The sequence below is a fragment of the Paractinoplanes toevensis genome (assembly GCF_018332695.1).
Classification (GTDB): Bacteria; Actinomycetota; Actinomycetes; order Mycobacteriales; family Micromonosporaceae; genus Actinoplanes; species Actinoplanes toevensis.
On the sequence record NZ_BOQN01000050.1, the window covers coordinates 175,848 to 192,836 of the forward strand.

A 16,989-nucleotide genomic window follows, 5' to 3' on the forward strand; every position below is an offset into this window, starting at 1 on the left:
GGTCATGGGACCGTAGGCCTGTGCGAAACCGGACAGCAGTCGTTCTGTGGGCCGGTGTGGCCGCTGCGATCCTGCTCCTCCCGTTCGCGTTCACGGTGTCCACGCTCGGCGGGCTGGCCACGCTCATGCTGGGCAGCGCGACCCTGGTCATGGCCGCGATCGCCGCCGGGATCCGACTGCACCGGCCCCGGTTCACCCGCGCCTGGTGGCTGATCTTCACCTCGGTCGGGCTGGCCCTGGCCGGCAACGTCATCGCGGCGACGGTGCTGTCCACGACGGTCGGGAAGGACCCGGCCGCGATCAACATCATCTACGGGATCACGTATCCGATCCTCTGCGTCGGTGTGGCGCTGCTGCCCAACCACGGCCGGCCGGGTGCCCTGCGGGCCGGCATGCTGGACTGCGCGATCATCACGTCGTGCGTCGCGGTGATCTGGTGGATGGCGTTCGTCGACCCGAGCCTGATCGACACCGGCCAAATCCACACCCACGCGTACCTGCTGGTCGAACCGTTCCTCGATCTGATCCTGTTCGGTCTCGGTGTTCGCCTGCTGTTGATCGGCGACGCCGGCTCGGTGTCCTACCGGCTGGTCGCGGCGTCCTGCGGCGCCCGTCTCGTGGCCGACACCGCCTACCTGACCGTCGGCGCCGGCGCCGGCTACCCGACCCGGGTCAGCATCCTCGGCTGGGTGGTCTGCAACAGCCTGATCGCGGTCGCCGCCCTGCACCCGTCGATGAAGCGGGCCGTTCCGCTGCCGGCCGGCGAGTACGACCGGGGCCGGCTGGCCTCGACGCCGCTCTCGGTCGGCACCGTGGTGGCCACCCCGGTGCTCACCGGCGCCTTCCTGCTCCGCGAAGGCCTGGCCGACACCCTGAACACCCTCGACGTGGCCGTTCCGGTGACCGCCACCGCGGTCACCTCGGCGCTGGTCGTCGAACGGATGCGGCTGCTCAACCGGATCTCCGCCCGACGGGCCGCCGACCTCGAGGAAGCCCTCGGTCACGAGGCGGAGCTCCAGCAGGAGGTGCTGTTCCGCGCCTCGCACGACATGCTCACCGGGCTGCCCGACCGGTCGGTGCTGCACGATCGGCTCACCGAATGTCTGGACGCCGGCGGCGGTGTGTTGCTGCTGCTCGACCTGGACGAGTTCAAGGAGATCAACGACCGGTTCGGCCACGCCGTCGGCGACGACCTGCTGGTGGAGGCGGCGACGCGGCTGCGCGACCTGGTCGACGACGGCCTGGTGGCCCGGCTGCACAGCGACGAGTTCGCCGTACTGCTGGAGGGCGTCGCCCTGACCGACGCCTGGGCCACCACCGAGCGGCTGCTCACCGCGATGCGGCGCCCGTTGCCGGTGCAGGGTCACGAACTGTTCGCGACGGTCAGCATCGGCCTGCGCGATCTGGGCGACGACGAACCGGCGGACGTCATCCGGGACGCCTATCTCGCCCTGCACGCGGCCAAGGAGGCCGGGCGCAACCAGATGATCCTGTTCGACGAGGAGCTGCGGGCGAAACGGCTGGCCGCCGCGCGGACCGTGCACCGGCTGCGGGAGGCGATCACCCGGGATGAGTTCCTGGTGTACTTCCAGCCCCTGGTGCGGCTGGCCGACGAACGGATCATCGGCGTGGAGGCGCTGATCCGGTGGCAGCCGGCCGGGGAGTCGATGGTGCCGCCGGACCGGTTCATCGGCATCGCCGAGGACAGCGGGCTGATCGTCCCGATCGGCGCCTGGGTGCTGCGCGAATCGTGCCGGGTGGTGTCCGGCTGGCACCGCCGGCACGGCACCGTGGTCTCGGTGAACGTGTCGCCCCGGCAACTGCGCGAACCGGACTTCGGGCTGCTGGTGCTGGACGTGCTGCGCACCTCCGGGCTGCCGCCTGAGGCCCTGATCCTGGAGATCACCGAGGGCGTGCTGGTCAATTCGGGCAAGGTCACCGAGCAGGCGATCAGCCACCTGGGCATGCTGCGCTCGCACGGCATCAAGGTGGCGATCGACGACTTCGGCACCGGTTACTCGTCGCTGGCCTACCTGCGCGACCTCCCGATCGACAACCTCAAGATCGACCGCTCGTTCATGCCCACCCCCGGCTCCCCCGACCCGGCCGCGCAGACCCTGATCAAGACGATCATCGACCTGGCCGCCGGGCTGCACCTGGGCACCATCGCCGAGGGCGTGGAGACCGCCGAGCAGGTGGTCCTGCTCCGCGACCTGGGGTGCGACCGGGCTCAGGGCTTCTTCTACTCCCGCCCGGTCCCCGAGGCCGACGCGGCCCGCCTGATCCAGGACTCGACGACCGCGATCCGCTGAGGCGGCACAGCCTCCGCCGGCTGCCGGAGAATCATCGACCGCGCGAGACGCGGGCGAGCGCTACGGCGGCGACGGCGCAGGTGGCGGCGACGGCCAGGAACGGCCGTGCGTAGCCGCCGGTCGCGGTGTGCAGGGCGGCAACGGCCAGCGGGGCGGCCGCCTTCGCGATGGTCATCGGGACGACCATGACGCCGGCGATGGTGGCGTAGCGGCGGACGTCGTAGCGTTCCGCCAGCAGCATCGGCTTGGCGATGCTGCCGACGCCGAAGCCCAGCCCGAAGCCGATCACGGCGGCCACGGCGGGGATCGCCTCGTGCCCCACCGCGGCGAGCGTGGCCACGGCCACGCCTTGCAGGGCGAAGATGCAGGCCACCACGGTGGCGGTGCGGAAGCGTCGTTGCAGCCCGGTCGTGACCAGCCGGCCGGTGACGGACAGGATCCCGAACAGGCCCGCCACGGTCGCGGCGAATCCGGGCGGGTGGCCCCAGCTGATCAGCGCCGCGACCAGATGCACGGCGACGGCGGCGACAGCGGCGGTGTGGGCGGTGAAGCTGAGCGTGAGGAGCCAGAACCCGCGGTCGGCGAGGACCGCTCTCAGGCGTACGGGAAGGATGTGTTCTTGGGATTTGGCCTCTTCGGCGTGCGGGCGTGGGCTTGGGCGCAGGACGGTCGCGTGCAGCGGGACGGTGAGCAGCGCGTTGATGATCGCCAGGACGATCAGGGTGGTGCGCCAGTCGTAGCGGTCGACGAGCCAGCCGGTGAGCGGCAGGAAGATGGAGCTGGCGAAACCGGCGACGACCGTCAGTGCCAGCAGGGCCGACGATCGCTGTTTCGGGGTGTGCCAGGCGATGATGACGGCGAAGGCCGCCTCGTAGAGGCAGGCGGCCGAGGCGATGCCGATGCCGATCTGCACCGCGTAGAGCTGCCCGAGGCTGTGCACCTGGGACCAGGCGACCAGCAGCAGTGCGCCGGTGGCGGATCCGGTGGTCATCAGGGCCCGGCCGCCGTGCCGGTCGAGCCATCGGCCGACGGGCACGGCGAGGGCGGCGGAGGCGAGCACCGAGGCGGTGAAGCTGCCGGTGACCGCGGTGGTGGAGGTGTTCAGGTCCCGGGCGAGGGGGATGAGGAAGACCGCGAACGCGTAGTACAGGGTGCCGTAGCCGACGGTCTGGGTGACCGCGAGGGCGGCGACGATCGCCTTGGCGCTGCCGACGGTCTGGTCGGCAGCCACCGCGCGATCGGTCGCCATGGTCAGCTGCAGCAACTGCCGCCCTGCTGGCCGGATTGGGATGGCGCGGTGATCACCGTCAGCGGGGTGCGCAGCAGGCCTCCCTCGATGCCGGTCGCCAGGCCCAGGCCGACCACGATCGGTTCGGCGACGGCGGCCGGACTGCCGCAGCAGCCGCCGGTGGTCTCGGCGGTGATGCTGTCGGCGTCCGGCGGCACGTTGCTGGAGCAGACTCCGGTCTCGGGCAGGTCGAGCTGGACGTCGCGGGCCGCCTGCCAGTCGCCGGCGAGGGCGGCGACGACCGAGCGGGCCTGCTCGGATCCGGTGGCCATCAGGAAGGTCGGAGCGCGGCCGTAGGACTTGGCGCCGATGGCGTAGTAGCCGATCTCGGGGTGGGTGAGTTCGTCGACGCCGTGCGGCGGGACGGTGCCGCAGGAGTGCTCGTTCGGGTCGATCAGCGGCGCGAGGGCTCGGGTCGATCCCATGATCGGGTCGAGGTCGAGGCGCAGCTCGGAGACGATCGTGTGGTCGGGCCGGAAGCCGGTGGCCGACACGATCCGGTCCACCGTGACCGTCCGGGTGCCGTCGGAGACTCGGGCGCCGTCGGGGCCGGGCGTGACCGCCTGCACGCTGAAGCCGGTGAGCAGGGTGATCGCGCCGGACTCGACGTGTTCGCGCAGCCGGGTGCCGATCGCTCCGCGGGCGGGCAGGGCGTCGGCGGACTCGCCGCCGTAGGTGCGTGCGGGTGAATCGGCCCGGATGGCCCAGGTGACGGTGGCGCCGGGCAGCTCGGTGAGGTTCAACAGGGTGTTGGCGGCGGAGTGGCCGGCGCCGACCACGAGGACCCGCTGCCCTTCGAACCGGTCACGGTCGCGGCCCAGGACGTCGGGCAGGGCGCTTTCCACGTATGCCCGGGCGGCCGTCTCGCCGTGGGCGGGGATGCCCGCGGCGCCGAGCACGTTGGGAGTGTCCCAGGTGCCGGAGGCGTCGATCACCGCGCGGGCGAGCACGTCCTCGCCGCTGTCGAGGCGGATCAGGTACGGCGCTTCGGCGCGGCCGGCGCTGCGGAGGCGATCGAGGCCGAGCCGGGTGACGGCGGCGACCCGTGCTCCGTAGCGGACGTGAGGTTTGAGGGCGGGCAGGTCGGCCAGCGGCTGGAGGTAGTCGGCGGCGAGTTCGGCGCCGGTCGGCAGCTTGTCATCCTGCGGGCGCACCCAGCCGGCGGCGGTCAGCAGGCGGGCGGCGGCGGGATCGATGTTGTACCGCCACGGGGAGAACAGCCGGATGTGGCCCCACCGACGCACGGCCGCGGCCGGATGGTCCCCGGCCTCCAGGACGGTGAAGGCGATGCCACGCTCGGCGAGGTGGGCGGCGGCGGCCAGGCCTACGGGGCCGGCGCCGATCACGGCGACGGGCAGCTCGTCGTGCTGCGTCATGTGGGGCTCCTAAGTGATTTTCGGGCTGCGGCGTTCGATGAGGACGACGTCGCGCCAGCGGTTGCCTTGGGTCAGGTGCCGGCCGACCCGTTCGCGGACGCCGACGGCGCGGAATCCGGCGGCGCGGTGCAGGGCGAGGCTGGCGGTGTTCTCCGGGAAGATCCCGGATTGGATGGTCCAGATGCCGGCCGCCTCGGTAGCGGCGATCAGCGCGTCGAGCAGGGCCCGGCCGACGCCGCGGCGGCGAGCGGCGGGGTCGACGTAGACGGAGTGCTCGACCACGCCGGCGTAGACGGCACGGGCGGACACCGCGGAGATCGCCACCCAGCCCAGGACGGTGCCGTCGTCGTCGACGGCGACGAACCGGTGATCGGGCAGTTTTCCGGCGTCGAACGCCGCCCAGTCGGGTGCGGTGTGTTCGAAGCTGGCCTGGCCGCCGTCCATTCCGGCCTGGTAGATCGCCAGGACCGCCTCGGCGTCGGTGGCCTGCATCGGTCGGACGGCGACGGTGCTCATCCGCAGCTCACGGTCATGCCGGGTGCGGGCCGGCCCATCACGACGTCGGCCGCCGACGGGAAACACTCGATGCAGCGGGTGTTGATGCGGTAGTGCCGGGCATTGCCGACCGGCTCGACCAACACGAACCGCACCTCGGTGAGGATCTTGAGGTGCTGCGAGACGGTCGACTGGGCCAGTCCGGCGACGGCCACAATCTCGCCGACGCTCATCGGCCGGGCTTGCCGGGCCAGGTACTCCACGATCTGTACCCGGCTCGGATCCGCGAGGGCCCGGAACCAGGACGCGTACTCCTCCGCGGTACCGCGGTCGAGCAACTCGCTCATCTCTCACCCTCATCGTCAATCGCCGATCAACGATGAAAGCTTACCCGCCGCCAGCCAGACGGTCGCGACGACGAGCTGCGTAACGGTCGTGAACGCGCCGGTCTGGACGCGGTCCGGGGCGTCGGCCGGGCTGTGATAGCCGGCCATGCCGGCGCCGATGCCGATCGACGCGAACCCGGCGGCGGCGTAGCGGCGGTTGTCCGAGGCGACCGGGCCCGCCTTCAGCGGCACGCCGGTGTGCCGTCCCGCTTGATCGAGCGCGGCGAGCAGGGCGTGTGCCGGGCCGCCGGCCTCGACGGAGACGGCGTCGTGCAGGACGCCGACGCCGTCGACGTTGATGACCTGCGGCGTGACGCCGCCGGTGCGGAGTTGGCGGGCGTCGTGGGCGGAGCCGAGCGCACCGACCTCCTCGGCGTCCAGCAGCGTCACCGCGAAGCCGGGTAGCACTGGGGCGAGGATCCGGGCGGCCTCCAGGACGACGGCAACGCCGGTGGCGTTGTCGGACGCCGACGGCTGGCGCAGGCCGGGCAGGTCACCGACGCCGTCGTAGTGGGCGGTCAACAGGATGCCGGGCGGCCTCCACCGGGCGTGCACGTTGGCGGCGGGCACGTCGAGTCGCCGGATGGGCACGTTGCCGGCCAGCCACCCTTGGCGGTCCTCCGCGGCTCGTCGGAGGGCCTCGTGGGTGGCGGGATCGATGGTCAGAACCGGAACCGGGCCGGGGGCTGAGCCCGCGAGCATCGTGTAGTGCCAGCCGTCGTCGTCCGGGGCTCGGCGGATCAGTAGGCCCAGGGCGCCGTCGCCATGCCCGCACGCCTCGAACAACGACATCTGCTGAGGGACCACGAGCCATCGGCCACTCGGATCGCCGTCGCCCGCGACGGCCAGGGCGCCTTGCCGGACGAGCGGCTGCTCGGCGGAGGCCATGTGCGGCAGCACCTGCCGGCCGAACCGCAATCCGTGGGCCTCGGTCTCGTCGTGCCAGCACACCTCGGGCGCCGCGTACGTCTCGGGCACCGAGTGTGCCGTGAAGCCGTCGAACCGTACTTCGGCGCCCAACTCCGCGAGGCGGCGACCGAGCCAGGCGCGGGCGGCAGCGCCGCCCGCCGAGCCGGTCCGCCGCCCGGCGAACGACTCACCCGCCAGGGCGGCGACGGTGGCCGTCATCCGCTGGCCGTCGACTGCGGCCAGTAGTTCTTGCAGGCCGTCGCGCGGAAGCGTGGGCGTTGTCATCCGCAGCAACCCTGACCGGAGGTGACGGCCTCGGACTTGGCGGCATTGCCGCAGCAGGAACTTGCCGCGGCCGCGTCGGTGGAGGTGCCGCAGCAGGGCGACGACGCGGCCTGCGGGAGTTGCAGCGTGCTGGACGGCGGATTGCCGCAACAGCCACCGGTGCCGGCAACGGCGAGGGCGTCGGCCGGGTCGCCGGCGAAGCCGCCCGTCTGCTGACCGTTCATGGTTCCTCCTCGATGCAGGCCGGGAAAGCGAAACGGTTTCGACGAATGTCGAACTCGATCGGTGTCGAAGCCGACAGTTGCACGCGGCTTCGACATCTGTCAACCTCGAAGCATGTCGAAATCAGGTTCGCCGGTCGCCGTCGCCGACAGGAATGCGGCGGCATGCTGCGCACCGCTGGCGCAGAGCCGGATCCCCAAGGAGGCGGTTAGCGGCCTGTCGCAGGCTTTCAAAGCGCTGGGTGACCCGATCCGCCTGCAGCTGATGTCGATGATCGCTTCTGCGGATGGTGGGGAGATCTGCGTCTGCGACCTGACACCGGCGTTCGAGATCTCCGGGACGACCATCTCCCACCACCTGAAGGTGCTGAAGGAGTCCGGCCTGGTCACCGCGGAACGGCGGGCCAGCTGGGTCTACTACCGCGCCCGGCCGGACCTGATGCGCCAACTCTCTGCCCTGCTCGACCCCGACGCCTGAGCGACGGCGCGGCTTGACCTCGCAATAAAGGTCAGCAATTATTGACTCAATGAGCGGTGACAGTTCTTCTCTGCAGGCTCGGGCGCGGGTCCATGCCGCCCTGGGCGACCCGGCGCGACTGGCGATCGTCGACGCGCTGACTCTGGGCGATGCCTCGCCCGGCGAGATCGGCCAGGAGCTCGGGATGCCGACGAATCTGGTCGCGCACCACCTCAAGGTCCTGCAAGAGGCCGGCCTCATCGTCCGCACCCGATCCGAGGGCGACCGCCGCCGCACCTACCTGCGCCTGCAGCCGGACGTCCTGGCGTCGCTGACACCGCCGCAACTGCGGGACGCGGAACGCGTGGTGTTCGTCTGCACGCACAACTCCGCCCGCTCGCAGCTGGCCGCGGCGCTGTGGCGCGACCGGGTCGGCGGCCCGGTGGCCTCGGCCGGTACCGAGCCGGCCGCCCGCGTCCACCCGCGCGCGATCAAGATCGCCCACCGGCACGGCCTCGACCTCGACCCCACCGGCACCGCGAACGTCTCCGACGTCGTGCACGACGGAGACCTGGTGATCGCCGTCTGCGACAACGCCCACGAAGACCTCACCGGCCCGGTCCGCCCCCGGTTGCACTGGTCCGTGCCCGATCCGGTCCGGATCGGCACCGACGCCGCGTTCGAGGCCGCCTACACCGACATCGCCGGCCGGATCGAGCGCATCGCCCCGGCGATCTCCCGCGACGCCTGACCTACGTTCCGACCGCCAACGACCGGAGTACCGCACCCATGCAACCCATCGCAGCATGGCGACGCCTGCTGGCCGAGTTCGTCGGCACCGCGCTGCTCGTCACCGCCGTCGTCGGCTCCGGCATCATGGCCACCACCCTGTCGCCGGACGACATCGGCCTGCAGCTCCTGGAAAACTCGGTCGCCACCGCCTTCGCCCTCGGCGCGCTGATCCTGACCTTCGGCCCCGTCTCCGGCGCACACTTCAACCCCGTCGTCTCGGCCGCCGACTGGTTCCTCGGCCGGCGCACCGGAACCGGCCTGACCGGCACCCAACTCGCCGGCTACGCCTTCGCGCAGACCGGCGGGGCGATCCTCGGCTCGATCCTGGCCAACCTGATGTTCGACCTCGCGCCGGTGACCTTCTCCACCAAGGAACGCTCCGCCGGGCACCTATGGCTCGGCGAGACCATCGCCACCGCCGGGCTGCTCCTGCTGATCTTCGCCCTGGCCCGCTCCGGCCGGGCCACGGTCGCCCCGGCCGCGGTCGGTGCGTACATCGGTGCCGCCTACTGGTTCACCTCGTCGACCAGCTTCGCGAACCCGGCCGTCACCATCGGCCGCGCCTTCACCGACACCTTCGCCGGCATCGCGCCCGGCTCGGTCCCCGGCTTCGTCGCCGCGCAGATCTTCGGCCTGATCCTCGGGGTCGGGCTGCTGCTCGCCCTCTACCCGACCGTCGGCCGGAGCGCCGACGACATCGTCGTCCCCACCGAAAGGCTCAGCTCATGAGTGACAAGCCCAGCGTCCTGTTCGTCTGCGTGCACAACGCCGGCCGCTCCCAGATGGCCGCCGGCTGGCTGCGCCACCTCGCCGGCGACCGGGTCGAGGTCCGCTCGGCCGGCTCCGCCCCCGGCCGGACCATCAACCCCGCCGCGGTCGAGGCGATGGCCGAGGTCGGCATCGACATCACCGATCAAACCCCGAAACTGCTCGAGTACGAGACCGCGCAGGACTCCGACGTCATCGTCACCATGGGCTGCGGTGACGCCTGCCCGGTCTTCCCCGGCAAGCGGTACGAGGACTGGAAGCTGGACGACCCGGCCGGTAAGGGCGTCGAGGCCGTCCGCCCGATCCGGGACGAGATCAAGACCCGGATCGAGGCGCTGCTGGCCGACCTCGTTCCGGCCGGCAAGCCGTGAACGCGGCCCGAAGTCGTGGTCAAGCCTCCGCGGTGGACGGGGCCGGCACCGGCTGGTCGGTTCGGCGGCGGTAGAGGACGTGCCACATCGCGACGGCGAACAGGATCGCGGCCAGCGCCCAGCCCTCGAGCGGGCCGCCGAACAGGCCCAGCAGGAGCGAGGCCAGGACGGCGGGCAGGCCCCAGCCGGCCAGCCAGGCGATCGGTGCGCCGCCTCGGGCGCCGAGCAGGCTGACGGTCAGGAAGTAGAGGGCGGCGCCGCTGCACAGGACCCAGCGGTTGGCCGTCGGCACCGGTTCCCCGCCGTGGTCGGCGAGCACGCCCAGGCCGGCCGCGATCAGCACGATCGAGCCGGTCATCAGGTAGTGCGCGGGCATCGTGAGGCGTAGCGCGAACACCCGGGTGCCGAAGGTCGGTGCGCCGTCCGCGCCGTACCGGAGGGTGAGCCACCACAGCGCGACCAGCAGGCCGAAGCCCGCCACCAGCGTGGCCATCAGGGGCCGCGCCCAGTGCTCGACCTCGGCCGCGGCGTCGATCAGCTGGGCCACCGCCTCGCCCAGCACGATGATCACGAAGAGGCCGAGTCGCTCGCCGAGGTGCGGCCGGTCGGGGCGGGCCTCCTGGAGCGGCGTCAGGGCCGGATCGGCGGGAGTGTCCCGCACCGGCACCAGGCGGTGCAGGATCCGCCGTCGCCGTTCTCGGTTGCGCTGGGTCTCCTCGCGTTCCTGCTGCTCCTCGGCCAGCATCCGGTCCGGGTGGCGGGAGCCGACCAGCGAGATCACGACGTCGAGCACGATGCCGGCCGCCCACAGGTAGTAGCGCACCGGCGGCTCGAAACCCAGCGACGCGATCCACGGGATCACGCCGGCCGCCTGCTGGACGCCCGGCCACTCGGTCATGATGCGGCTGGTGCGCTTCCAGGAACCGGCGCCCATCAGGCGGCAGTAGACGTAGGCCAGGATGAACCAGTTCGGCTCGCCCCGCGCCACGTGCGGCACGGCCGCCGCCATGATGGCGATGCCGAACATGGCCAGCAGCATCGACCGGACCCGGGTGAGATCGCCGGAGACGTTGGCGTAGAGGGTGAACGACGTCCACACGCTCCACATCGCGTAGTAGCAGACGACGAAGAGGAACACCTCGTGCAGCCCTGGGCCGTCGTGCAGGAGACCGGCCAGCTGGGCCACGGCCACGACGATGACCAGGTCGAAGAAGAGCTCGAGCCAGGAGGCGTGACGCTCCTCGACGGCGGTTGGCGGCATGAGCGGAAACATAGCGCAACGCCGAACGGTGAATCTGCCACGGCCTCGGCTCCGACTGAGATCCTAGCGGCATGATCACGCGGATCCGGGCGCTGCACCGGGAACTCGCGCCGGACGATGCGGCGTTCGAATTCGTCCACACCCACTGCGAGATCGTCTGGGCGATCGCGGAACAACTGATCCGCGATCGCCGTCTTGCGGTCGACGCCGATCTGGTGCGAGCCGGCTGCCTGGCGCACGACATCGGCGTCCACCTGCTCGACGGCACGGCCTACATCCGGCACGGCGTGCTCGGCGAGCAACTGCTGCGCGAGCGCGGTTTCCCCGAGGCGATCGCCCGGTTCTGCGGCCACCACACCGGCGTCGGCCTGACCCGCGACGACGTCGAACGGCAGCAGCTGCCGATCCCGCCCGGCGACTACCTGGCCGAGACACCGGAGGAACGCCTGGTGATGTACGCCGACAAGTTCCACAGCAAGACCACACCCCCGGTCTTCCTGACCGCCGCCACCTACGCCACCCGGGTGGCGCGCTTCGGCCCCGGGCACGCGGCCCGCTTCGCCGCCATGGTTCAGGAGTACGGCGAGCCCGACCTGGCCACTCTCGCAGCCCGCTTCGGCCACCCGCTGACCTAGTTCGGTTCGGCCCGGGCCGAGCGGGTGAGGGATGGTGCGACGCCGTAGACGGCGGCGTAGGCGGCGGCGAACCGGCCGAGATGGGTGAAACCCCATCGGTGCGCCACCTGCGCCACGGTGCCGCTGCGGTCGGCGAGCAGGTCGGCGTGCGCGCGTTCGAGGCGCACGCGGCGCAGGAAGGCGAGCGGGGTCATGCCGACGTGTTCGCGGAAGCCCTGCTGCAATGTCCGCACGCTGACCCCGGCGATGGCGGCGAGCAGCGCGACGGTGTAAACGTGTTCCGGTTCGGCGCGAACGGCATCGATGACCAGCCGGATGTGCCGGGGCCGGGCCGGTGCGGCCTCCCGGCGCAACAGTTTCCGGTACGGATGGTCGGCGGCGAAGAGCAACGCGTTGATCATCGCCTCGCGCAGCGGCTCGTTGACGATCGGCTGGTGCACCGCGCTGTGCGGGTCGTCGAAGACGTCGGTGAACACGCGGAAGATCCGCAGCCACGCCGGTGAACCGTCGAGCGGCAGCAGCGGGCTGAAGTCGACCGGGCCCTGGACATACTGTTCGATCAGCACTTCCAGCTGGCGTTCCAGCTCGTGGCGGCCGATATGCAGGTAGGTCATCGCGGTGTGGGCGGCGATCCGGTTTCGCCGTGGGGCACGCGGAGGCCGGTACAGTCCGCCGACCCCGGGACCGAGTGTCCACCGCCGTCGATCCTCGTCGACGTGCAACGCCCCGGCGCTGACGGTCGTCACCGCGTACACCTCGGCGCTGCTGGCGGTCACGGTCAGGTTGTCCGCGACGCTGGAGCGGGAGATGCGGACCTGGCCGACGCGGCGATGGTCGAGGCGCAACCCGGCCGGCCCGGCGGGTGCGACGGCGGGGGCGGAGAGGTTGATCCTGACCTCCTTGGCGTACCGATCGACGATCTCGGTCAGATCCTCCGAGACGAACGAGCCATTCGAGTCGGTGCCGTCGCGCCGCATCAGGAAACCGCCTGCACGGGTAGTGCTCCACCGGCAGTGGTGTGCCGGGCGAAGTCGATCGCGGTGGGGGTGTCGGGGAAGACGAGCCCGTTCCGGTACAGGTACGCGGTGGCGGTGACCGTTGTCATCACCTTCTCGTGGCGCGGGTCGATGCCGGACAGCAGGACGGTGATTCCCCGGTGCCGCAGGCGGGTGATGGCGTCGCCGAGGATGTGGGCTCCGGTGGCGTCGATGGTGGAGACCCTGGACATGCGCAGGATGACGATCTTGATGTCGGCGACGTCGGTCAGCTGGATCAGGAAGTCGTGTGCGGCGGCGAAGAAGAGCGGCCCGTCGAGGCGGTACGCGACGATGTGCTGGGCGAGAAGGGCCTGTTCCTCGGCGGTGAAGTCGCCGGTCTCCAGCGGCACCTGTTCGATCCGGACCGACCGGGCCACCGCCCGCAGAGCGAGCAGGACGGCCACGCCGAGGCCGAGCGCCACGGCGGTGACCAGATCGAAGACGACGGTGACGGCGAAGGTCAGGACCAGCACGACGGCGTCGCGGCGGGTGGCGCGCAGCAACGCGAGGACGGATGCCGCCTCGACCATCCGCACCGTGGTGGCGATCAGGACGCCGGCCAGCGCCGCGAGCGGGATCCGCGAGACCAGCGGGGCGGCGGCCAGCACGACTCCGGCCAGGACGACGGCGTGGGTGAGTGCGGCCAGCTTCGAGCGAGCGCCGGCCCGGACGTTCACCGCGGTGCGCGCGATCGCCGCGGTGGCGGGAACGCCACCCATGATCGGAGTGGCGATGTTGGCCAGACCCTGGCCGAACAGCTCCCGGTCGGGGTGATGGCGTTCGTTGACGGTCATGCCGTCCGCGACCGTGGCCGACAGAAGACTCTCCAGGGCGGCGAGCGCGGTCACCGCCAGCGCGGCGGTGAACAGCTCCGGCACGGCGTTCCAGTGCCAGAAGCTCACCGACGGGGCCAGGAATCCGGATGGCAGGGCACCGATGCGGGCCAGGTGCAGCGGGGCCAGTTCGGCGACGAGGGTGCCGGCGGCCACCGTGAACAGCGAGAACGGCAGGGCCGGGCGCCACCGGGCACCGGCGAGGATCACGCCGGCGACCACAACGGCCAGCACGGCGGGGGCCGGGTGCGGCTGCTGGACGAAACGGACTGCCGCGTCGCCGGCGACGGCCCACACCTTGTCACCGTGTGCGTCGCCGACGCCCAAGGCCGCGGGCACCTGCTGCAGGGCGATCACCACCGCGATACCGGCGGTGAAGCCCTCCACGACCGGGGTGGGCAGATATCGCACGTAGCGGCCGAGGCGGGCGACGGCCAGGGCGATCAGCAGGAGGCCGGCCATGGCGCCGACCATCAGCACGCCCGGTCCGCCGAAGCGGTGCACGATCGGGAGCAGCACGACGGTCATCGCCCCCGTCGGGCCGGAGACCTGCAGGTTGGACCCGCCGAACAGGGCGGCGAGAGCACCGGCGACCACGGCCGTGATCAGACCGGCCTGGGCGCCCATCCCGGAGGCGACACCGAAGGCCAGCGCCAGCGGCAGCGCCACGATCGCGACGGTCACGCCGGCCAGGATGTCGCGGCGCGGCGAGCGACGGGCCGCGGTCCAGTCGGAGCGTTGGGGCAGCAACTCGAGGAGACGGGTGGCCGATGGGCTCACCGGGAGGTGCCCTCGAGACGTAGCTGCTCACGCAGGCCGTCCCGGTCGTCGAGCACGGACGCGAGGATGCGGCGGCCCGCGGCGAGCAGATCGGCCACGTCGGGGGTGCTGAGCATGTAGATGACCAGGGCGCCGTCCCGGCTCGAGGCGACCAGGCCGGCCCGGCGCAGCACGGCGAGCTGCTGGGACAGGTTCGACGGTTCGACGTCGATCTCGGTGAGCAGGTCACGGACCGCCCGTGGTCCGTCCTGGAGCAGTTCGAGCACCCGCACGCGCACGGGATGGCCGAGCGTGCGGAACAGCTCGGCCTTGACCTGGTGGAGGGGGGCACCCACGGCAACATCCCGTCGTCTCGTTGCGGATGCGAAGAATTTAGCACTTGAAGAATTCTTCAAGTCAAGACGGCCCGGACCGCATCGATAAGCCGTCGCGATCGGTGCCGATCACGAATTCGCCTTGGACCCGCCGGCCAATAACCTACTAACTTGATAGGCACTATAGGAGTATGGAAGGCCCATCATGACCGTCGAGTTCATCAGCGCCGTCAACGTCAACCCGGCCAACGAGCTCAACCGGCTCGGCCGCGCCGACATCGACGTGCCGTTCTTCACCCGCTACGTGAACGCGCTGGAGGACGCCGGCTTCGATTACACCCTCTGCGCCTATGGCTCGGCGTTCCAGGACCAGTTCGCGATCGCCAACCAGATCGTGGCCCGCAGCGAGCGGGTCGCGCCGATCGTCGCGCTGCGGCCGAACACGATCTACCCAACGGTCGCGGGCAAGGCCCTCGCCACGCTCGACCAGTTCGGCGGCGGGCGGGCGGTGGTCCACTTCATCTCCGGCGGCAGCGATGCCGAACAGGCCCGCGAGGGTGACTACCTGACCAAACAGCAGCGGTACGCCCGGACCGCCGAGTACATCGACATCGTCCGCAAGGTCTGGCAGAACACCGAGCCGTTCGACCACGAGGGCGAGTTCTACCAGTTCGACAACTTCGTCAGCCTGGTCCGGCCCACCCACGGCACCATCCCGGTGTCGGTCGGCGGCTCGTCCGCGGAGGCCTACCGGGTCGGCGGCGCCAAGGGCGACATCTTCGGGCTGTGGGGCGAGCCGCTCGCCGACACCAAGGACCAGATCGAGGCGGTGAACGCCCAGGCCGCGAAGGCCGGACGCACCGACCGCCCGCGGATCTGGGTGACGTTCCGCCCGATCATCGCCGCCACCGAGGAGCTGGCCTGGGAGAAGGCGCACCGCATCCTCGACGTCCTGGGCAGCGGGGCGGGCTGGTGGCGCGGCGCCCTCGGCGGCGGCAACCCGCAGAACGTCGGCTCCCAGCGGCTGCTGGAGATCGCCGCCCGCAAGGACGTGCACGACCGGGCACTGTGGACTCCGACCGCCACCGCCACCGGCGCCGCCGGCGCCTCGACCGCCCTGGTCGGCACCCCGGAGACGGTGGCCGCCGCGATCCTCGACTACGTCGACCTCGGCGCCGACCTGGTGTCCATCCGCGGCTACGACAACCTCAACGACCTGATCGACTACGGCCGCTACCTTCTTCCGCTGGTCCGCCAGGAACTCGCCCATCGCGAGGCCACCGGGCAGCGCGGCGCCCTGCAGGACACGCACCTGGGAGCGCTGAAATGAGCACCCCCGACCTCTCCCCCGGCGCCCTGGCCGAGGTGACCGCCGAGATCGCGTCGACCGCCGCCGAGTACGACCGGTCCGGCGACCTGCCCTGGAAGGGCCTGCACGTCGCGCACCGGGCCGGCCTGCTCACGGCCACGGTCGGCAAGCAGTACGGCGGACCGGGCCTCGGCCCGCGCGACGTCGTCCGGATCCTCACCGCGATCGGCGAGGGTGATGCCTCGGTCGGCCTGCTCGCCTCGAACTCGCTGATGTCGCACGCCGGTCAGGCCGCCCGCCTGCACTGGCCGAAGGCCTACTACGACGACCTGCTGGAGCGGTCGAAGAACGGTCCGGCGCTGGTCAACGCGATCCGGGCCGAGCCCGAACTGGGTGCCCCGGCCCGCGGCGGGCTGCCGAAGACCACCCTCACCCGGACCGGTGACGGCTGGGTGCTCAACGGCCGCAAGGCGTACGCCACCGGCGGCACCGGCCTCGCCTACCACGTGGTGTGGGCGGTGGCGGACGAACGCGTGGGTCACGTCATCGTGCCCGCTGACCTGCCCGGCATCACCTGGATCGACACCTGGGATCACCTGGGACTCCGCGCCTCCAACACGCACGACGTGGTCTATGAGGACGTTCGGCTGCCGGCCGACGCGTTCGTCGAGATCCCGCGCGGCCCGGACGGCGTCTACCGCGACCCGGCCGCGATGGCCGGTCCGGCCAGCTTCGGGCACCCGGCGCAGTACGTCGGGGTCGCCCGGGCGGCCCGCGCGGCGTTCGCCGCGTTCGCCCGCAGCCGGATCCCGTCGTCGCTGGGTAAGCCGATCGCCGAGACCGAACGTATCCAGGCGGTGGCCGGCGAGATCGACCTGCAGATCGTGCAGGCCGAGACGTTGCTGCACGGCGCACTGCTGCGCCTCGAAGCCGGCGACACCGCGTTCCTCCCCGAGCTGTCCGCCGTCAAGGTGGCCATCGCCCGCTCGGTCATCGCCGCCACCCAGACCGCCGTGGCCGCCCTCGGCAACCCCGGCCTGACCCGGCACAACCCGCTGGAACGGCACCTGCGGGACGCCCTCTGCATCCGCGTACACCCGCCGCAGGAGGACGCCGTCCTCCTGGCCGGCGGCCGCCGAGTCCTGACCCCCCGATAACGA

18 protein-coding genes are annotated in these 16,989 nt (G+C 71.5%); 8 read left to right on the forward strand and 10 right to left on the reverse strand.

Annotation, left to right across the window (positions count from 1 at the left end; translation table 11 throughout):
- Positions 1–56: 56 nt before the first annotated feature.
- Positions 57–2,312: a putative bifunctional diguanylate cyclase/phosphodiesterase gene (locus tag Ato02nite_RS18800; protein WP_213007849.1), complete on the forward strand. Its 2,256-nt coding sequence runs from the start codon at positions 57–59 to the stop codon at positions 2,310–2,312.
- A 31-nt stretch (positions 2,313–2,343) separates the two neighbouring features.
- On the opposite strand, the gene Ato02nite_RS18805 is transcribed toward Ato02nite_RS18800, so the two are convergent.
- From Ato02nite_RS18805 to Ato02nite_RS18830, 6 genes are read right to left on the reverse strand one after another with little or no spacing between them, the layout of a single operon-like run.
- Positions 2,344–3,561: an MFS transporter gene (locus tag Ato02nite_RS18805; protein WP_213007850.1), complete on the reverse strand. Its 1,218-nt coding sequence runs from the start codon at positions 3,559–3,561 to the stop codon at positions 2,344–2,346.
- A 2-nt stretch (positions 3,562–3,563) separates the two neighbouring features.
- The gene (locus tag Ato02nite_RS18810; protein ID WP_213007851.1) at positions 3,564–4,976 is read right to left on the reverse strand and encodes an FAD-dependent oxidoreductase; all 1,413 of its coding nucleotides are present in this window, start codon (positions 4,974–4,976) and stop codon (positions 3,564–3,566) included.
- Positions 4,977–4,985: 9 nt separating this feature from the next.
- A complete protein-coding gene (locus Ato02nite_RS18815) occupies positions 4,986–5,492 on the reverse strand; it encodes a GNAT family N-acetyltransferase (RefSeq protein ID WP_213007852.1) in 507 nt (168 codons plus the stop codon).
- Entirely contained in the window at positions 5,489–5,818 is a 330-nt protein-coding gene (locus tag Ato02nite_RS18820; RefSeq protein ID WP_213007853.1) for an ArsR/SmtB family transcription factor, read from the reverse strand. The genes Ato02nite_RS18815 and Ato02nite_RS18820 overlap by 4 nt, the downstream gene beginning before the upstream one ends.
- A gap of 15 nt (positions 5,819–5,833) precedes the next feature.
- On the reverse strand, positions 5,834–7,051 hold the full coding sequence (locus tag Ato02nite_RS18825; RefSeq protein ID WP_213007854.1) for a M28 family metallopeptidase: 1,218 nt from the start codon (positions 7,049–7,051) through the stop codon (positions 5,834–5,836).
- On the reverse strand, positions 7,048–7,275 hold the full coding sequence (locus Ato02nite_RS18830; protein WP_213007855.1) for a hypothetical protein: 228 nt from the start codon (positions 7,273–7,275) through the stop codon (positions 7,048–7,050). The genes Ato02nite_RS18825 and Ato02nite_RS18830 overlap by 4 nt, the downstream gene beginning before the upstream one ends.
- Before the next feature lie 112 nt (positions 7,276–7,387).
- Here Ato02nite_RS18830 and Ato02nite_RS18835 point away from each other — a divergent pair, with 112 nt between their 5' ends.
- The 4 genes from Ato02nite_RS18835 to Ato02nite_RS18850 are packed head-to-tail and all read left to right on the forward strand — an operon-like array spanning position 7,388 to position 9,660.
- Positions 7,388–7,750 (forward strand): ArsR/SmtB family transcription factor, encoded by a 363-nt coding sequence (locus Ato02nite_RS18835; RefSeq protein WP_213007856.1) that lies wholly within the window; start codon positions 7,388–7,390, stop codon positions 7,748–7,750.
- A gap of 49 nt (positions 7,751–7,799) precedes the next feature.
- The gene (locus Ato02nite_RS18840) at positions 7,800–8,480 is read left to right on the forward strand and encodes an arsenate reductase/protein-tyrosine-phosphatase family protein (protein WP_213007857.1); all 681 of its coding nucleotides are present in this window, start codon (positions 7,800–7,802) and stop codon (positions 8,478–8,480) included.
- Between the two features lie 38 nt (positions 8,481–8,518).
- Positions 8,519–9,250, forward strand: a complete 732-nt coding sequence (locus Ato02nite_RS18845; protein WP_213007858.1) for an aquaporin — start codon at positions 8,519–8,521, stop codon at positions 9,248–9,250.
- Positions 9,247–9,660 carry an arsenate reductase ArsC gene (locus tag Ato02nite_RS18850; RefSeq protein ID WP_213007859.1) on the forward strand — a complete coding sequence of 138 codons (414 nt, stop codon included), beginning with the start codon at positions 9,247–9,249 and terminating at the stop codon, positions 9,658–9,660. The genes Ato02nite_RS18845 and Ato02nite_RS18850 overlap by 4 nt, the downstream gene beginning before the upstream one ends.
- 19 nt (positions 9,661–9,679) lie before the next feature.
- Here Ato02nite_RS18850 and Ato02nite_RS18855 read toward each other — a convergent pair whose 3' ends face one another.
- Positions 9,680–10,921 (reverse strand): low temperature requirement protein A, encoded by a 1,242-nt coding sequence (locus Ato02nite_RS18855; protein ID WP_213007860.1) that lies wholly within the window; start codon positions 10,919–10,921, stop codon positions 9,680–9,682.
- Positions 10,922–10,992: 71 nt separating this feature from the next.
- On the opposite strand from Ato02nite_RS18855, the gene Ato02nite_RS18860 reads away from it, so the two are divergent.
- Entirely contained in the window at positions 10,993–11,556 is a 564-nt protein-coding gene (locus Ato02nite_RS18860; protein WP_213007861.1) for an HD domain-containing protein, read from the forward strand.
- On the opposite strand, the gene Ato02nite_RS18865 is transcribed toward Ato02nite_RS18860, so the two are convergent.
- The 3 genes from Ato02nite_RS18865 to Ato02nite_RS18875 are packed head-to-tail and all read right to left on the reverse strand — an operon-like array spanning position 11,553 to position 14,541.
- Positions 11,553–12,533: an AraC family transcriptional regulator gene (locus Ato02nite_RS18865; protein ID WP_213007862.1), complete on the reverse strand. Its 981-nt coding sequence runs from the start codon at positions 12,531–12,533 to the stop codon at positions 11,553–11,555. The two genes, Ato02nite_RS18860 and Ato02nite_RS18865, sit on opposite strands and share 4 nt — an antisense overlap.
- Positions 12,533–14,206 carry a SulP family inorganic anion transporter gene (locus Ato02nite_RS18870; RefSeq protein WP_213007863.1) on the reverse strand — a complete coding sequence of 558 codons (1,674 nt, stop codon included), beginning with the start codon at positions 14,204–14,206 and terminating at the stop codon, positions 12,533–12,535. The genes Ato02nite_RS18865 and Ato02nite_RS18870 overlap by 1 nt, the downstream gene beginning before the upstream one ends.
- Positions 14,203–14,541, reverse strand: coding sequence for an ArsR/SmtB family transcription factor (locus Ato02nite_RS18875; RefSeq protein ID WP_213007864.1), 339 nt, complete (start codon positions 14,539–14,541; stop codon positions 14,203–14,205). Before Ato02nite_RS18875 ends, Ato02nite_RS18870 begins: the two co-directional genes overlap by 4 nt.
- Before the next feature lie 184 nt (positions 14,542–14,725).
- Here Ato02nite_RS18875 and Ato02nite_RS18880 point away from each other — a divergent pair, with 184 nt between their 5' ends.
- Positions 14,726–15,850 carry an LLM class flavin-dependent oxidoreductase gene (locus Ato02nite_RS18880; RefSeq protein WP_213007865.1) on the forward strand — a complete coding sequence of 375 codons (1,125 nt, stop codon included), beginning with the start codon at positions 14,726–14,728 and terminating at the stop codon, positions 15,848–15,850.
- Positions 15,847–16,986, forward strand: a complete 1,140-nt coding sequence (locus Ato02nite_RS18885) for an acyl-CoA dehydrogenase family protein (protein WP_213007866.1) — start codon at positions 15,847–15,849, stop codon at positions 16,984–16,986. The genes Ato02nite_RS18880 and Ato02nite_RS18885 overlap by 4 nt, the downstream gene beginning before the upstream one ends.
- The last annotated feature ends 3 nt before the right edge of the window (positions 16,987–16,989 follow it).

Bases quoted from the DNA above. Each gene is read 5' to 3' on its own strand.
- Ato02nite_RS18805 (WP_213007850.1), bottom strand. From the start codon at position 3,561: ATGGCGACCGATCGCGCGGTGGCTGCCGACCAGACCGTCGGCAGCGCC.
- Ato02nite_RS18880 (WP_213007865.1), top strand. From the start codon at position 14,726: ATGACCGTCGAGTTCATCAGCGCCGTCAACGTCAACCCGGCCAACGAG.
- Ato02nite_RS18840 (WP_213007857.1), top strand. From the start codon at position 7,800: ATGAGCGGTGACAGTTCTTCTCTGCAGGCTCGGGCGCGGGTCCATGCC.
- Ato02nite_RS18845 (WP_213007858.1), top strand. From the start codon at position 8,519: ATGCAACCCATCGCAGCATGGCGACGCCTGCTGGCCGAGTTCGTCGGC.
- Ato02nite_RS18810 (WP_213007851.1), bottom strand. From the start codon at position 4,976: ATGACGCAGCACGACGAGCTGCCCGTCGCCGTGATCGGCGCCGGCCCC.
- Ato02nite_RS18835 (WP_213007856.1), top strand. From the start codon at position 7,388: ATGTCGAAATCAGGTTCGCCGGTCGCCGTCGCCGACAGGAATGCGGCG.
- Ato02nite_RS18820 (WP_213007853.1), bottom strand. From the start codon at position 5,818: ATGAGCGAGTTGCTCGACCGCGGTACCGCGGAGGAGTACGCGTCCTGG.
- Ato02nite_RS18865 (WP_213007862.1), bottom strand. From the start codon at position 12,533: ATGCGGCGCGACGGCACCGACTCGAATGGCTCGTTCGTCTCGGAGGAT.
- Ato02nite_RS18860 (WP_213007861.1), top strand. From the start codon at position 10,993: ATGATCACGCGGATCCGGGCGCTGCACCGGGAACTCGCGCCGGACGAT.
- Ato02nite_RS18815 (WP_213007852.1), bottom strand. From the start codon at position 5,492: ATGAGCACCGTCGCCGTCCGACCGATGCAGGCCACCGACGCCGAGGCG.
- Ato02nite_RS18855 (WP_213007860.1), bottom strand. From the start codon at position 10,921: ATGCCGCCAACCGCCGTCGAGGAGCGTCACGCCTCCTGGCTCGAGCTC.
- Ato02nite_RS18850 (WP_213007859.1), top strand. From the start codon at position 9,247: ATGAGTGACAAGCCCAGCGTCCTGTTCGTCTGCGTGCACAACGCCGGC.
- Ato02nite_RS18885 (WP_213007866.1), top strand. From the start codon at position 15,847: ATGAGCACCCCCGACCTCTCCCCCGGCGCCCTGGCCGAGGTGACCGCC.
- Ato02nite_RS18830 (WP_213007855.1), bottom strand. From the start codon at position 7,275: ATGAACGGTCAGCAGACGGGCGGCTTCGCCGGCGACCCGGCCGACGCC.
- Ato02nite_RS18825 (WP_213007854.1), bottom strand. From the start codon at position 7,051: ATGACAACGCCCACGCTTCCGCGCGACGGCCTGCAAGAACTACTGGCC.